The organism is Actinosynnema sp. NPDC059797, from assembly GCF_042732085.1.
Taxonomy (GTDB): Bacteria; Actinomycetota; Actinomycetes; order Mycobacteriales; family Pseudonocardiaceae; genus Actinosynnema.
In genome coordinates, this window is the sequence record NZ_JBHWIE010000045.1 from 25,756 (window position 1) to 40,264 (window position 14,509).

Annotated in this window: 15 protein-coding genes; 1 reads left to right on the forward strand and 14 read right to left on the reverse strand. The window is 74.3% G+C overall.

The window, feature by feature from the left end; translation table 11 throughout:
* Positions 1-3: 3 nt before the first annotated feature.
* From ACFV4N_RS14680 to ACFV4N_RS14725, 10 genes are all read right to left on the reverse strand, one after another.
* Positions 4-1,074 carry a SagB/ThcOx family dehydrogenase gene (locus tag ACFV4N_RS14680; RefSeq protein WP_499673025.1) on the reverse strand — a complete coding sequence of 357 codons (1,071 nt, stop codon included), beginning with the start codon at positions 1,072-1,074 and terminating at the stop codon, positions 4-6.
* Positions 1,055-2,356, reverse strand: coding sequence for an ATP-grasp domain-containing protein (locus ACFV4N_RS14685; protein ID WP_499673026.1), 1,302 nt, complete (start codon positions 2,354-2,356; stop codon positions 1,055-1,057). The genes ACFV4N_RS14680 and ACFV4N_RS14685 overlap by 20 nt, the downstream gene beginning before the upstream one ends.
* A 2-nt stretch (positions 2,357-2,358) precedes the next feature.
* A complete protein-coding gene (locus tag ACFV4N_RS14690; RefSeq protein ID WP_344033734.1) occupies positions 2,359-2,481 on the reverse strand; it encodes a hypothetical protein in 123 nt (40 codons plus the stop codon).
* A gap of 195 nt (positions 2,482-2,676) precedes the next feature.
* A complete protein-coding gene (locus ACFV4N_RS14695) occupies positions 2,677-4,002 on the reverse strand; it encodes an NAD(P)/FAD-dependent oxidoreductase (protein ID WP_499673027.1) in 1,326 nt (441 codons plus the stop codon).
* Between the two features lie 170 nt (positions 4,003-4,172).
* Complete coding sequence (locus ACFV4N_RS14700) at positions 4,173-4,856, reverse strand: hypothetical protein (RefSeq protein WP_499673028.1); 684 nt, start codon at positions 4,854-4,856, stop codon at positions 4,173-4,175.
* Entirely contained in the window at positions 4,853-6,169 is a 1,317-nt protein-coding gene (locus ACFV4N_RS14705) for a DUF58 domain-containing protein (RefSeq protein ID WP_499673029.1), read from the reverse strand. The genes ACFV4N_RS14700 and ACFV4N_RS14705 overlap by 4 nt, the downstream gene beginning before the upstream one ends.
* Complete coding sequence (locus ACFV4N_RS14710) at positions 6,166-7,131, reverse strand: AAA family ATPase (RefSeq protein WP_499673030.1); 966 nt, start codon at positions 7,129-7,131, stop codon at positions 6,166-6,168. The genes ACFV4N_RS14705 and ACFV4N_RS14710 overlap by 4 nt, the downstream gene beginning before the upstream one ends.
* Positions 7,128-7,622 carry a hypothetical protein gene (locus tag ACFV4N_RS14715; protein ID WP_499673031.1) on the reverse strand — a complete coding sequence of 165 codons (495 nt, stop codon included), beginning with the start codon at positions 7,620-7,622 and terminating at the stop codon, positions 7,128-7,130. The genes ACFV4N_RS14710 and ACFV4N_RS14715 overlap by 4 nt, the downstream gene beginning before the upstream one ends.
* Positions 7,619-8,284 (reverse strand): DUF4129 domain-containing protein, encoded by a 666-nt coding sequence (locus ACFV4N_RS14720; RefSeq protein ID WP_499673032.1) that lies wholly within the window; start codon positions 8,282-8,284, stop codon positions 7,619-7,621. Before ACFV4N_RS14720 ends, ACFV4N_RS14715 begins: the two co-directional genes overlap by 4 nt.
* Positions 8,285-8,410: 126 nt before the next feature.
* Positions 8,411-9,127 (reverse strand): uracil-DNA glycosylase, encoded by a 717-nt coding sequence (locus ACFV4N_RS14725; protein ID WP_499673033.1) that lies wholly within the window; start codon positions 9,125-9,127, stop codon positions 8,411-8,413.
* A gap of 29 nt (positions 9,128-9,156) precedes the next feature.
* Between ACFV4N_RS14725 and ACFV4N_RS14730 the strand changes: the two genes are divergently transcribed.
* Positions 9,157-10,644 (forward strand): S10 family peptidase, encoded by a 1,488-nt coding sequence (locus ACFV4N_RS14730; RefSeq protein ID WP_499673034.1) that lies wholly within the window; start codon positions 9,157-9,159, stop codon positions 10,642-10,644.
* Positions 10,645-10,761: 117 nt separating this feature from the next.
* Here ACFV4N_RS14730 and ACFV4N_RS14735 read toward each other — a convergent pair whose 3' ends face one another.
* The 4 genes from ACFV4N_RS14735 to ACFV4N_RS14750 form a co-directional block, all read right to left on the reverse strand.
* On the reverse strand, positions 10,762-11,712 hold the full coding sequence (locus ACFV4N_RS14735) for a Ppx/GppA phosphatase family protein (RefSeq protein ID WP_499673039.1): 951 nt from the start codon (positions 11,710-11,712) through the stop codon (positions 10,762-10,764).
* A gap of 59 nt (positions 11,713-11,771) precedes the next feature.
* On the reverse strand, positions 11,772-13,073 hold the full coding sequence (locus ACFV4N_RS14740; protein ID WP_499673035.1) for a lytic transglycosylase domain-containing protein: 1,302 nt from the start codon (positions 13,071-13,073) through the stop codon (positions 11,772-11,774).
* 211 nt (positions 13,074-13,284) lie between these two features.
* Positions 13,285-13,776, reverse strand: coding sequence for a DUF501 domain-containing protein (locus tag ACFV4N_RS14745; RefSeq protein WP_499673036.1), 492 nt, complete (start codon positions 13,774-13,776; stop codon positions 13,285-13,287).
* The gene (locus ACFV4N_RS14750) at positions 13,773-14,444 is read right to left on the reverse strand and encodes an FtsB family cell division protein (protein WP_499673037.1); all 672 of its coding nucleotides are present in this window, start codon (positions 14,442-14,444) and stop codon (positions 13,773-13,775) included. Before ACFV4N_RS14750 ends, ACFV4N_RS14745 begins: the two co-directional genes overlap by 4 nt.
* Between the last annotated feature and the right edge of the window lie 65 nt (positions 14,445-14,509).

Consider the following 14,509-nt stretch of genomic DNA (forward strand, 5'->3'; position numbering starts at 1 on the left):
CGCTCATTCAGGTAATGGACCCAACGCGCTCATCCCGAGTACGACTTCGTGATAAGCGTCACACCGAAGTGCTTGTTCGACGAGCTCATCCCGCAATGCTGCGGTGAAGCCGATACCAAAACCCAGAGCCGTAGCAACCAGATATGCGGTTTGCGACAGGTGGCCCACATCCATTTGCACAACGCGGTACGCGCGGGCCGTGTCGTAGCGCCAACTCGTCCGCTCGAGCACGCCGGTGTACGCGAGGACCAGCGGGGCGCGGCCGACCCACTCCTGGTCACCGGCCGCCTCGGCCATCTCGTCCGGCCCCCACGCCACCCCGAGGGGCTCCAGGGCGTGGGTGAGGCCGTTGTAGTGGTACCAGCCGTGGGACAGGCCGTCGACGCCGCGCGCGTGCGCGTACAGCTCCACCGGGTGCCTGCCGCCGCCGGACGGGCTGGTCTTGTAGACCGTGCCGGAGCGCCCGATCCGGGAGCGCGCGGGCGACGGGCCGGCCAGCACGGCCAGCAGCTCGGCGACCCGGGTCACCGACATCGGGGCGTCGCCGAACTCGCGGGTGGTGCGGCGGGCCAGCAGCACGTCGCGCAGGGGCCGCCTGCCCCACGACGGGTCGTCCGAAGGGGGCGGCAGGAGCACGGCGGTGCCGCCGAGGCTGCGGAACGGCGCGGGCGGCGGGCGCACCGCGAGCTTGGCGTCCAGCGCGGCGTCGTGCTCGTCGGCGTCCAGGAACGGCGCGTCGCCGAGGGTGCGGCTGGCGAAGTGGAAGTGCCTGGCCGCCTGGCCCCAGGCGCCCCAGCCCTCCAGCAGCCGGCGCTCCTGCTCGTGCCGCGGCGAGCCCTCCACCACCAGCACGCCCGCCTCGACCAGCTCGTCGACGACCTTGCGCAGCGCCGCGCGGTCCTCCTCGGCCAGCGGGGCGAGCAGCTCCTCCACGTCGGTGAACTCGACGAACTTGCGGCACAGCAGCTCCGCCGTCTCGCTGATGGCGAACCGCCGGTGGTGCAGGTAGTCGTCCCAGACCACGGCGCCGTCCTGGTAGAACAGCGTCGCGTGCTCAGCGACCTTTGCCCGCACCCAAGAGCTCCTTGAACCGCGCCGCCACCCACTCGTGCACCGCCGCGGACACCCGGTGGTCCCCGGCGCGGTGCTCGAACCACCGCCAGTCGCAGTTGACGTTGACCTCGAGGAACACGTGGTCCCCGCCTGCGACGAGCAGGTCGAACGCGGCCACCTGCAGGCGCCAGTGCCTGGCCAGCGCGAGCAGCCGGTCGGTCAACCCGGTCGGCACCTCGACGGGCGTCACCCGGACCGCCCCAGGATCCACCCACAACTGCGCCGGGTCCAGCTTGTCGACCTGGAAGGCCAGGCAGCCTTCCCCCACCACGAACACGCGCAGCTCGGTCTCGGCGGGCACGTACTCCTGCACGATCACCGGCGCGGACTCCGGCACGTCGCCCGCCCGGCTGGTCTCCAGGGGTCGCGGGAACAGGCCGTGCTGCTTGCCGGGGCGCGGTTCCAGCAGGTGGCGGCCCGAGGTCTTGACGATGCAGCGCCCGCCGCCCGGCCGGGTGCGACCGGGGCGGGTGGTGACCGTGGTGCGCGGCACGCGCAGGCCGAACGCGGCGGCGTCGGCCAGCTGCGTGAGCCGGTCGAGGTGGGCGGTGGCGCGGCTGGGGTTGACGTGCGCCCAGTCGCCCCGGCTGGCCAGCCAGTTCGCGACCGCGCCCCACTGGTCCACGGCGTAGGCGCCGGCGAGCGTGCCCGGCTCGACCGGGATCGAGGCCAGCTCGAAGTGCCTGCGCCACACCAGGAGCGGGCGCAGCAGCCAGCGGTCCAGCTCCAGCAGCGGCTGGTCGGTGTAGACGGTGAGCGGCAGGTCGACCGAGCGGTCGGCGTCGATGCGGGCCATCCGGATGCCGCGCTCGGCCAGCGCGACGGACAGCTCGTTCATCTCCATGTCGGCGGCGCGGGCGAGCACCAGCACGCAGGGCACGGGGCTGCCGTCGCCCTCGTCGACCATGCCGAGGCGGTGGACCTGCTCCTGGAAGTCCAGGCACTTGGGCTGGGAGCGGAAGAGGTAGTCCTGGCCCTGGAGCAGCAGGGGGACGGGCTTGGCCGGGGTGGCGGGCCCGGGGTCGGGGGCGCCGAAGGGGCGGGTCGCGAGCGGCGCGGGATCGAACGGCGCGGCGTCGAACGGCGGAGGGTCGAACGGCACGCCGTCGAACGGCACGGGCTCGAACGGCGCGGGGTCACCCGGCGGGTGCTCGGACGAGGCGGGCGCGGGCGGTTCGGGCGCCGCGGCTCCGACGAACTCGGGCGGGGGGACCCTCTCGTCCCCCCGCCCGGCGACGGTCATGCTCAGTCGTCCTTCTTGCTGCAGAAACGCTTCTCCGCGGTGGCGTACTCGGCGGAGAACTCCGCCAGCGCGCGATCCTCGATCTCACCGCGGCGAAGCTGTGCGGCCAGCTCCTCGAGCGACATCGCGGTCACCTCTCTCCCACTGATGCATCACACATTCAGGCGATACATCAGCTGTATTCTTCGGTTCACGTTACGCAATGTCAAGCCGGATGAGACCGCATTAGCCTGATCGGGTGCTCAAGTTGCGGCGCTGAGCCAGACGGTCCCCGTCAGGCGGCGGCCGAACGGCGCAGCGTGACGAGGACCGTTCGCGTTTCAGCTCTTCACGGCCCGGTCGAACTCGGCCTTCGGGTCGTGGATCTGCCCCAGCGCGACCACCTCGCGACCCGAGAACAGCGCCTGCGTCCAGTCCACGAAAACGCGGAACTTGCGGTTCACCGTGGGCATGAACATCACGTGGTAGCTGCGGTGCATGAACCAGGCGATCACGCCCTTGAAGCGCATGCCGTACACGTCCGCGACGCCCTTGTAGAGGCCGAGGCCGGCCACCGAGCCCACGTACTTGTGGTAGTAGTCCTTGGGCTTGCGGCCCCGCAGGCTCGCCACGATGTTCTTGGCCAGCAGCTTCGACTGGCGGATGGCGTGCTGCGCGTTCGGCACGCAGGTCGCGCTCGGGTCCTCCTCGGTGCGCGAGAGGTCCGGCACGGCCGAGCAGTCGCCCGCCGCCCACACACCGGGCAGGCCGACCACCTGCATGGCCGCCGTGCACTGCACCCGGCCGCGCGCGTCCAGCGGCAGGTCGGTGTTGCGCAGCACCGGGTTGGCCTTCATGCCCGCGGTCCAGATGATCGTGTCCGAGTCGAACTCGGTGCCGTCGTCCAGGACGACGTGGCCGCCCTCCATCGACTTGACCCGGGTGTCGAGGTAGCACTTGATGCCGCGCTTCTCGAGCTGCTCGACGGTCCAGACGCCGAGCCGGGCGCTCACCTCGGGCATGATCCGGCTGGTCGCCTCGACCAGGACCCAGTGCATGTCGTCGGGCTTGAGGCCCTCGTAGTAGCGCAGCGCGTAGCGGGCCATGTCCTCCAGCTCCGCCAGCGTCTCGATGCCCGCGAAGCCGCCGCCGATCACCACGAAGCTCAGCAGCCGCCTGCGCAGCTCCGGGTCGTTGGTGCTGGCCGCCTGGTCCAACCGCGACAGCACGTGGTTGCGCAGGTAGATGGCCTCGCCGATGGTCTTCATGCCGATGCCGACCTCGGGCAGGCCGGGGATCGGCAGGGTCCGCGAGATCGCGCCGAGCGCCGAGACCAGCACGTCGTACTCGAACTCCTCGACGTGCCCGTCGGCCAGCTCGACCGTCACGCACTTGCGGGCGTGCTCGACCTTGGTGGCGCGGCCGGTGACGACGTGGCAGCGCTTGAGGACCTTGCGCAGGGGCACCACCACGTGGCGCGGCTCGATCGAGCCGGCCGCCGCCTCGGGGAGGAACGGCTGGTAGGTCATGTGCGGCTGGGGGTCGATCACCGTCACGGACGCCTCGCCGGAACGCAGCTTCTTCTGCAATCCCAGCGCGGTGTACATGCCGACGTACCCACCGCCGACAATCACGATCCGTGTGGGTTGCGACTTCACAGCAGCCATACACCCATGGTCGCACCGGGCAGCCCGTTCACGCGCATCGGAGCAGCCCGTTGTGACCACTGTCGCCGGGTGACGCCGGACACCCCTCCGCTGACCAGCGCGTCCCGGTGAACGCACTGAGAGGAACGATCCAGTTGCTCAGCGACCGCTGAGCCGGGGGGCCGGTTTCCTCAGCTCCCCCGGCGCAGGAGGAGCACCGTCGCCAGCACCAGGACCACCGCGCCTGCTAGGCCGATCACCTCCACGGGTGCCTCCGTTCGGCCGGCAGGCAACAGGGTGACGAGGCCGGCCAGCGCGAACACGGAGAGTTGAACGAAAACGAACCGCTTGGCCGGCGCCGCTAGCGCTTCCGGGTGAATGCGTGCTTTTAGCGGGACGACCGCCGCGTAGGCGCACAGCACGTGCACCAGGTGCAGCAGGACCACCAGCGCGAGGACCACCGGCCAGGGCGCCCCGTCGGTCGCGAACACGACGGCCGCGGCGGGGTAGCCGATCAGCAGCGCCGCCGCGGCGGACGCCGGGATCGCGGCGGCGGTGACCGCCAGGACCAGGTAGAGCACCAGCGCCAGGGCCTCGACGCCGACGCCGGCGAGCACCCCCGCCACCGCGCCGCAGGTGACCGCGATGGCGGCCCGCAGCACCCAGCCGGGCAGGCCCGCGCGCAGCTCGAAGCGCGGCGCGGGGTCCACGGCGCCGTTCCCCGCCACGCCGTCCGCCACGCCCGCGCTCCCCGCGCCCGCGCCCGCACCCGCACTCCCCAGGCCGGCGCTCCCCGCGCCCGCACCCGCCGTGCCTGCGTTCCCCGCGCCCGCACCCCCCGTGCCCGCCGGGTCCTCCGGGCCCACCGCGCTCACCGGGCCACCCGCCGGGCCGTGCGCGCCTGCCTCAGCACCCCCGCGATCGGCCCGCCCCACGTCACCACGGCCACCCCGTGCTGCCGCATCGCCTCCAGCCGCACGTCGTGCTCCAACCGGATCACCTTCAGCGCGCTCTCCCCCCACGGCGTCTCCCGATCGGCCAGCAACCGCTCCGGCAGCACGTCCACCGCCAGCACGAGGTTGCCGCGCCGGGCCGCGTGCACGGCCAGCTCCACCACGTCGGCGTCCAGGAACGTCGACAGCACCACCACCAGCGCGCCGTGCGGCACCTGCTCGGGCCGCAGCACCGGCCGCGCCGCCCAGCCCGCCCACCGCGCGCACACCACGAGCTGGTGGCGCAGCCGCAGGAGCTGCCGCTGCCCGACGCCGGCCCGCAGGCCCAGCCGGGGCCGGGCCAGGTCGACCAGGCTCACCCGGTCGCCCTGGCGCAGGTAGCCCGCCGCCAGCGACGCCGCCGCCCGCACCGTCCGGTCGAGGCTGCCGCCGCGCCGGGCCGTGGTGTCGCGCAGCGCCGCCGACCAGTCGCCGACGTCCTCGCCCAGGTCCACCCTGGTGTCCACGGCGAGCACCACGTCCGCGTCGGCCTCCGCGTGGTGCTCGCGGACGTGCAGGGCGCCGGTGCGCACCGACACCCGCCAGTCGATCCGCCGGAGCCGGTCGCCCGGCTGGAACGCCCGGATGTCCCGCAGCTCGACCGAGTCGCCCGGCCGCCGCGCCCGGTGCGCGCCGACGAGGCCGGCGGCGCGGGCGGGCAGCAGGCCGGCGGGCAGCGGCTCGACCGGCGGCAGGATGATCCGGCCGCGCTCGGGCGCGGTGACCGGGCCGTGCACCAGCAGCGCGTCCGGGCCCGCCACCAGGTGGTCCGGGCGCAGGTCGACGCCCTCGCCCCAGTCGTCGCGGCGCAGCGCGAACCCGATCTCGCGGGCCGAGGCGGGCAGCAGGTGCACCGGGCCGATGCCGTCGCCGGCCACCGGCAGCCGGATCGCCAGCACCTCCGCGCCGAGGCCGGGGTCCACCTCCACGGCGGACCTGGCCGTGCCGACCTCGCCGGTGCGCGGCAGGGCGCGGACCCTGACCTCCGGCTCGCCGCCGACCGGCGTGACCAGGGCGAGCAGCGTGGAGATCAGCAGCGGGGCGCCGAACAGCACCAGCTCGACCTCGTGCAGGAGCCCGCCGAGCACGACCAGGCCCACGCCCAGCACGAGCCCGCGCACCAGGGCGTCCGTCGGGTGCCACCGGGCGCCGCGCCCGCCGGTGAGCGCCTCCCTGAGCCGCTGCGCGCGGTTCACGACCGGGTGCTCGCGGGGCCCGGCACCCGGCCCAGCAGCTCCGTGACGACCTCGACGCCGGTGGTGCCGGACGTCCACGTCTCCGGGCGCAGCGTGAGCCGGTGGGCCAGCGCCGGCACCGCGCACTCCTTGACGTCCTCGGGCAGCACGAAGTCCCGCCCGTCGAGCACCGCGAGCGCCCGGCCCACCAGCACCAGCGCCTGCGCGCCGCGCGGCGACGCCCCGACCTCGACGGCCTTGTGCGAGCGGGTCGCCGCGGCCAGGTCCACGCAGTAGCGGAGCACGTCGTCGTCCACGGCGACCCGCTCCACGCCCCGCTGGAGGGCGAGCAGCCGCTCGGCGTCCAGCACCGGCTCCACCTCGGTCTCCTCCTGCCGGCGGGCCAGGCGGCGGCGCAGCACCTCGACCTCCTCCTCGCGCGGCGGGTAGCCGATGTCCAGGCGCAGCAGGAAGCGGTCGAGCTGCGCCTCGGGCAGCGGGTAGGTGCCCTCGTACTCGACCGGGTTGGCGGTGGCCAGCACGTGGAACGGGCGGGGCAGCCGGAAGGTGCGGCCCTCGACCGTGACCTGGCGCTCCTGCATGGCCTCCAGCAGGGCGGACTGGGTCTTCGGCGGGGTGCGGTTGATCTCGTCGGCGAGCAGCAGGCCGGTGAACAGCGGCCCCTCGCGGAAGGAGAACTCGCGCGTGCCCGGGTCGTAGAGGAACGAGCCGGTCACGTCCGCGGGCAGCAGGTCGGGGGTGCACTGGAGGCGCTTGAAGTCCAGCCGGAGGGCCTGGGCGAGGCTGCGGGCCATCAGCGTCTTGCCCAGGCCGGGCACGTCCTCCAGCAGCACGTGGCCACCCGCGAGGACGGCGGCCACCGCGAGCCGCAGCGACCGCTCCCGACCCACGACCACCGTGCCGACGGCGTCGAGGACCGCCTTGGTGTCCGAGGCGATGGTGCTGGTGTTCGGCGTCGTCACAGGTTCTCCAACAGGTCGGCGAGCTTCGCGGGGCCGGGCAGCGGCGCGGCCGGGTCGGTGAGGAGGCGGTGCAGCTCGGGGCCGAGCAGGTCCGGGGCCCGGGGGTCGTCGAGATCGGCCACGCCGTGCCGCTGGCGCAGGCGCGCCTCGGCGAGGCGGCGCAGGCGGGGCTGGACGCGCCGGGTGAAGCGGTCCTGGTCGACCGCCGCCTCCGCGAGCCGGCCCGCCAGGGTGGACGCCTGGGTGGACGTGCCGCCCGCGACCTGGGCCGGCGGTGGCGCCCAGACCACGTCGGTGGACCGCGGCAGGCGCGCGACGAGCAGCGCCAGCGCGCCGACGGGCAGCGCGAGGAGCACGGCCCAGTGCACCGGCGCGCCCGCGCGGTACAGGGCGAACGCGGTGACGGCGGCCCCGGCGACCGCCAGCGGGACGGCCTTGCCCGGTGCGAGCAGCGGTGACGCCGCGAACCCGGCCGGGCGCTCCCCGGTCACCGCAGGCCCCGCACGATCGCCTCCAGCGCCTCCGCCGCGGCGCGGGCGTCGTCCCGGGTCACCTCGGCGGAGCCGAAGCGGGCCCGCTGGTAGGCGCGGCGGAGCGCGGCGGTCGCCGCCTCGTCGACCCGGTAGCGGGTCAGCAGGTCGCCGGTGAACTCGGTGGACGTCTGGTGGCCCTGCCTGGGCAGCCCGCTGTCCTCGGCGGCCCGCTCCAGCTTCAACCAGGCGGCGATCACCGCGTCACCCGGCGGCCCGCCACCGCGTTCCCGCAGCTCGGCCAGGGCCTCGGTGGCGCGGCGGACGAGGACCTCGGGCGCCGCCGCCCGCCCGTCGACGTCGTCGAGCACCTCGTCCCCCCGACCGGCGCGGGACCGCCGCCCGCGCCTCAGCTCGCCCAGCGCGTACACCACGACCGCCACGAGCCCGATGACCGCGGCCGCGACCACCACCAGCATGAGCACCAGGAAGGACCCGCCCGCGGTGGACCCGCCCACGTCGGCGACCGGCTCCTGGCTGGACGGGGGCGGCGTCGTCAACGGGGCGTCGTCGACGTCACCGCCGCGGTCGGCGTAGGTCACCGGCGACGTCCCGCGCGCGGCGAGCGCGACCAGGACGAGCGCGGAGCCCACCACGAGGGCGAGCGCGAGCCGGGGTTTCATGGCACCAGGATGCCGGTCGGCGCCGCGTTCCCGCCGGGGTTTCGCGGTGGAGCCGGGCCGGCGTGCCGCGAGGGGCGACCCGGTCCGGTGGTCGGGGCCGCCGGGGCGCCCCTCCGGACCCGGCCGTCACCGCCCGCCGGCGGGCACGATCCCCGCCGCGCCCGCCGCGTCCCGCAGCACCCCCTGGAGCATCGGCTGGGTCAGCCGCCCGGTGAAGGTGTTCTGCTGGCTCACGTGGAAGCAGCCGAACAGCTCCAGCGGCTCGCCGCCGTCCAGGGCGTCCAGGACCACCCGCGCCCCGTGGCCGAAGGCGGGCCTCGGCCGGGGCACGCGCCAGCACGACGCCAGCACCGGCAGCAGCGCCTGCCACCCGAACCCGCCCAGCACCACCACCGCCCGCAGCGTCGGCCGCAGCAGCTCCAGTTCGCGCACCAGCCACGGGCGGCAGTTGTCGCGCTCCTCCGGGGTCGGCTTGTTCTCCGGCGGCGCGCACTTGACCGGCGCGGTGACCCGCGTGCCGAACAGGGCCAGGCCGTCGCCCGCGTGGACGGACGTCGGCTGGTTGGCCAGGCCCACCGCGTGCAGCGCCGCGTACAGGAAGTCGCCCGACCGGTCGCCGGTGAACATGCGGCCCGTCCGGTTCCCGCCGTGCGCCGCGGGCGCCAGCCCCACGATCGCCAGCGACGCGTCCGCGGGCCCGAACCCCGGCACCGGCCGTCCCCAGTAGACCTGGTCCCGGAACGCCGCCCGCCGCACCCGGGCGACCTCCTCCCGCCACGCCACGAGCCTCGGGCACGCGCGGCAAGTGGTAACGGTTTCGTCCAAGGCGGAAAGGTCGCGCACCGGACCTACCCCGATCGTAGAGTTCTGGCATGACCGACAAGGACACCGCCGACGAGCAGCCCGTCAACGACGCGTCCGCCGGCGGGGAGGACCTCCCCGCCGACGACCTCGTCACCACCCAGCACAGCATCACCGTCAAGCGGCGCAAGGTGAACTACACCGCGACCACCGGTCGGGTGGTGCTGCGCAAGGAGGTGCTGACCGACGGCAAGTTCGACGGCCACCTGCCCAAGGCGGAGGTCTTCGTCACCGCGTACACCCTGGACGGGGCCGACCCCTCCCGGCGCCCGGTGACCTTCGCGTTCAACGGCGGCCCCGGCTCCTCCAGCGTGTGGCTGCACCTCGGCCTGCTCGGACCGCGCCGCGTGGTGTCCGGCGACGTCGGCGAGCTGGTCCCGCCGCCGTACGACCTGGTCGACAACCCCGAGACCCTGCTCGCGCACAGCGACCTCGTGTTCATCGACCCGGTCTCGACCGGCTACTCCCGCGCGGTCAAGGGCGAGAAGCCCGAGGCGTACCACGGGTTCCAGGGCGACCTGGAGTCCGTCGGCGAGGTGATCCGGCTGTGGACCTCCCGCAACGGCCGCTGGCTGTCGCCGAAGTTCCTGGCGGGCGAGTCGTACGGCACCCTGCGCGCGGCCGGCCTCGCCGAGCACCTCCAGAACCGCCACGGCATGTACCTCAACGGGCTGATGCTGATCTCCTCGGTGCTGGACTTCACCACCCTGGACTTCAGCGACAACAACGACGTGCCGCACCCCCTGTTCCTGCCGACCTACGCGGCGATCGCGCACTACCACGGCCTGCACGGCGACCGGTCGCTGGAGGACGTGCTGGCCGACGCCGAGGACTTCGCCTCGCGCGACTACCCGTGGGCGCTGGCGCGCGGCAGCCGGCTGACCGACGAGGAGCGCGCGTCCGCGGTGGCGCGGCTGGCGGCGCTGACCGGCCTGTCCGAGGACTACGTGGACCGGGTCGACCTGCGCATCGAGCACGTGCGGTTCTTCACCGAGCTGCTGCGCGCGCGGCGCAAGGTCGTCGGCCGGCTGGACTCGCGGTTCACCGGGCCCGAGCACGACCACGGGCGCGAGCACTTCAGCCAGGACCCGTCGTACGCGGCGATCCTCGGGCCGTACACGGCCGCGCTGAACCACTACGTGCGGACGGACCTGGAGTACGAGAACGACCTGCCGTACGAGATCCTGACCGGCAACGTGCGGCCGTGGTCGTACAAGGAGTTCGAGGGCACGCACGTGTCGGTGGCCGACAAGCTGTCGGCGGCGATGCGCGCCAACCCGCACCTGAAGGTCCACATCGCCTACGGCTACTACGACGGCGCGACGCCGTACTACGCGGCCGAGCACGTGGTGGCCCACCTGCGGATCCCGCGGGAGCTGCACGCGAACATCGAGTCGGCGTACTACCCCGCCGGGCACATGATGTACGTCCACGAGCCGAGCCGGGTGCGGCAGTCCAAGGACCTGGCGGCGTTCGTGCAGTCGGCCTCGAACCGCTGAGCCGCCGGACCCGCTGAACCGCCGGAGCCGCTGAACCGCCGGAGCCGCTGAGCCGCTGAACCACCGACCCGCCGGAACCCGGGTCCGCCCGGTCGGGGCACGTCCCCGGCCGGGCGCTCACACCTGGGAGAACGCGATCCCGTCCAGGATGTCGTGCTCGCTGGCCACCAGCTCGGTCACGCCCCGCTCGGCCAGGTGGTCGGCGAGCGCCCGCACGATCAGCGCGCCGCCGCAGATGACGTCCACGCGGCCGGGGTGCATCGGCCCCAGCGCGGCCCGCGCGTCGTGGTCCAGGGCGAGCAGCTTCGCCGTGGTCTCCCGGACCTCGTCGGTGGTCAGCCGGGCCAGGTGGATCTCGTCCGGGTCGTAGCGCGGCAGCCCCCTGGCCACCGCGACCAGCGTGGTCACCGTGCCCGCGACGCCGATCCAGGTCCTGGCCCGGTCGGTGGGCACGGCGTCGAACGCCTCGCCGAGCACCTCCCGCGTGACCCGCACGGCCTCCTCGACCTCGCGCCCGGTGGGCGGGTCGGAGCGCAGGCAGCGCTCGGTGAGCCGGACGCACCCGATGTCGACCGACCGGGCCGCCTCGACCTCGCCCCGCACGCCGTCCCACGAGCCCAGGACCAGCTCGGTGGACCCGCCGCCGATGTCGGAGACCAGGAACGGGCCCTCCGCGCCGTCCAGGTCGGACACCGCGCCGGTGAACGACAGCCGGGCCTCCTCGTCGCCGCTGATCACCTCGGCCTCGACGCCCAGCACCTCGCGGGTCATGGCGAAGAAGTCGTCCTTGTTGGCCGCGTCGCGGGTGGCGGAGGTGGCGACCATGCGCACCCGCTCGGTCCCCTTGCGGCGCAACACGTTCGTGTAGTCGACGAGCGCGGCCCTGGTCCGCGCCAGGGCCTCCGGGTGCAGCTCGCCGGTCGCGTCCACGCCCTGGCCCAGGCGGACCACGCGCATCTCCCGGTGCACGTCGCGCAACCAGCGCCCGCCGTCGTCCGAAGTGGTCACGTCGGCGACGAGCAGGCGGATCGAGTTCGTCCCGCAGTCGATCGCGGCCACGCGCGCCATGCCCGGTCCCTTCGGTCGGTGGTCGTCCGACCGCCAGCGTAGTCCGCCGCCGGGAGGGCTCAGACGGGCCGCATCGACGAGGTCACCGACGAGGCGCCCACCGACGAGCCGGACGACGACGTGCCCGCCGGGCTGGAGCCCGCGGGCGAGGTGCCGGCCGACGAGCTGCCGCCCGGCGTGGTGGCCGGGTCGGTGGTCGCGGCGGCGCCCGTCGTGGTCGTCGTGGTCGTCGTCGTGGTGGTGGTCGTCGTCGTGGTCGTCGTGGTCGTCGTGGTCGTGGTGGGCGTCGGGCAGCCCGGCGGCACGGGGGTGGTGGTCGTCGGCGTGGTCGTCGGCGTCGTCGTGCTGGTGGTGGTCGTGGTGGTCGTCGTCGGCGTCGGGCACCGCGGCGTGGTCGTCGTGGTGGGGTTCGTCGGCTTCACCGTGATCGTGGTCGGGTTCGACGACGGCGGGTTCGACGACGGCGGGGTGGTCGTCCCCGGCGGGTTCGACGTCCCCGGCGGCGGGTTCGAGCCCTGCGAGTCGCCGCCGTCGTCGCCGAAGTCGTCACCGAAGTCGGCGTCCGAGCCGACCACGTCGGGGGTCGGCGTCACGCCGTTCGCGTACAGGTCCGCCCAGTACAGCACCGTCGCCACGTACGAGTTCGACTGGTTGTAGCGGAACACCGACCGGGCCCGCTGCTGGGGGTCGCTCAGGTCGGAGTCGTACGCGCACAGGTAGTTGCCGGCGCCGATGGTGGCGTCGTAGATGTTGTTCGGGTCGCGCTCGCCGTCCTCGTTGCCGTCGGCCGCGTAGCCCGCCCAGGTCGAGGGGATGAACTGCATGGGCCCGACCGCGCGGTCCCACGTGGTGTCGGCGTCGAACCGGCCGCCGTCGGTGTCGCGGATCGCCGCGACGCCCGGCGAGCCGTCGAGCACCGGGCCCAGGATTCGCCCGACCGTGTCACCGTTCTCCGTGACGCGGCCGCCGCGGGCGTGGCCGGACTCGATGCGGCCGATGCTCGCCAGCAGCGGCCAGTCCAGGTTGCAGCCGGGCTTGGTCTCGGCCAGCCGGTCGGCGGCCCGCATGTAGGCGTCGAGCATGACGCCGGGGATGCCGTGCTGGCCCTCGCGCAGGTAGCCGCCCTCCAGCGGGGGCAGGTCGTCCTCGAACTCGCCGGGGTCGTCCGCGTCGGCCAGCAGGGACGCGCTCAGGTCGTCGGTCTCCGGCAGCCTGCCGGTGGCGCCCAGGTCGTCGCCGTCCAGCGCGAGCGTGCCGAGCACGTCGCCGGCGCCGGGCGGCACGGCCTCGATGTCGGACCTGCCCGCCAGGTTGACCCAGTCCAGCGGGGTGCCGCCGTGCAGCAGCGTGGGGACGAGCATCGCGCCGAGGGCCGCGGTGGCAAGGCCCCGCTGCCGCGGCGTCATCGTCCCCGGCTGGACTCTCGTCGGCTTCTTCGACCGTCGCTTGGACTTCGGCACAGCCACGAACTCCCCATCGCCTCGTCACCCGGCCCGAGATCCAGCCTGCCTGATCCGAACGGCGGTGTCACGGCAATGTGCCCGCTTTGTGCGTGAAGAACTGCCCGTAAGGTCAGTTTTTCACCTTTGACGCGCAATCACCGCTCGGCCACTCGTCCGCCAGCAGGTCCAGGGCCTCGTCGCCGAACGGGTTCACCCCCCGGCCCACCGCCAGCGAGTGCGCCACGTGCACGTGCAGGCACTTGACCCGGCCCGGCATCCCGCCGGCGGTCACGGTGGTGCCGAGGGGCTCGATCGCGTCCCTCTCGGCCAGGTACGCCTCGTGCGCCCTCAGGTACCGGCCCGCCAGCTCCTCGTCGACCGCCAGCCGCTCGGTCATCTCCTTCATCACCCCGGCGCTCTCCAGCCTGCTGACCAGGGAGGTGAGCCTCGGGCAGGTCAGGTAGTAGAGGGTCGGGAACGGGGTGCCGTCCTCCAGCCTCGGGTTGGTCCGCACGACCGCCGGGTGCCCGCTCGGGCACCGCGCCGCGACGGCCCTCATGCCGCGCGGGGTCCGCCCCAGCTGCCCGGCGACCGCCGCCCGGTCCTCGTCGCTCACCGTCATCGCGCTGCCGCCGAATCCCACAACTGCTCGTACCACGCCTTGTCCTCGGCCGGCTGGGTCGCCGGTCGTCGCTCTTCCAGTTCGCGTTCCGCGTCGCCGGGGAGCTGCACCACGTACGGCGTCTCCCCCGGTCGGACGTAGTGCAGCCGGCGCCGGGCCTCGGCCTCCAGGTGCGCGGGGTCGGCCAGCTCGCGCTTGCGCCCCTCCAGCCGCTCGACCTCGGCGCGCAGCGTCTCGTGCGAGGCGTTGACCTCGCGCAGCTCCTCGCGCTGCGCGAGGTACGTGCGCAGCGGCACGGCGATGCTCAGCGCCAGCGCGCAGACCACCATGGCCAGCAGCGCGGCGCGGCGGGTGCCGGACATGCCGAACGCGCCGCCCGTGCCCGCGCCCGCCCTGGTCCGGGCCCTGGACTGGGGTCGCCGGGGCTGCGGCCGGGCCGTCGACCTGCCCTCGTGGGCCGCCGACCGCCGGTCCGCGCCGCGGGCCCGCCCGGACCCTGGGGTCCGGGCCTTGGGCTCGGACCCCTTGCCCCCGGCCGCCCTGGTCTCGGCCGCCCGGCCCTCGGCGGCCCGGCGCTCGGCGGCCCTGCCCTCGGCGGCCTTGCGCTCGGCTGCCCGGCGGACAACCGCAGCGTGATCACCGAGTTCCTCGTCGACGACGTGGACCACGTGCACCAGAACCTGTCCGGCTTCGTCACCGACTTCGTCACCGAGCCCACCACGATGCCCTGGGG

Bases quoted from the DNA above. Each gene is read 5' to 3' on its own strand.
- ACFV4N_RS14740 (WP_499673035.1), bottom strand. From the start codon at position 13,073: ATGCTCGTCCCCACGCTGCTGCACGGCGGCACCCCGCTGGACTGGGTC.
- ACFV4N_RS14690 (WP_344033734.1), bottom strand. From the start codon at position 2,481: ATGTCGCTCGAGGAGCTGGCCGCACAGCTTCGCCGCGGTGAGATCGAG.
- ACFV4N_RS14695 (WP_499673027.1), bottom strand. From the start codon at position 4,002: ATGGCTGCTGTGAAGTCGCAACCCACACGGATCGTGATTGTCGGCGGT.
- ACFV4N_RS14745 (WP_499673036.1), bottom strand. From the start codon at position 13,776: ATGACGGTGAGCGACGAGGACCGGGCGGCGGTCGCCGGGCAGCTGGGG.
- ACFV4N_RS14720 (WP_499673032.1), bottom strand. From the start codon at position 8,284: ATGAAACCCCGGCTCGCGCTCGCCCTCGTGGTGGGCTCCGCGCTCGTC.
- ACFV4N_RS14730 (WP_499673034.1), top strand. From the start codon at position 9,157: ATGACCGACAAGGACACCGCCGACGAGCAGCCCGTCAACGACGCGTCC.
- ACFV4N_RS14685 (WP_499673026.1), bottom strand. From the start codon at position 2,356: ATGACCGTCGCCGGGCGGGGGGACGAGAGGGTCCCCCCGCCCGAGTTC.
- ACFV4N_RS14735 (WP_499673039.1), bottom strand. From the start codon at position 11,712: ATGGCGCGCGTGGCCGCGATCGACTGCGGGACGAACTCGATCCGCCTG.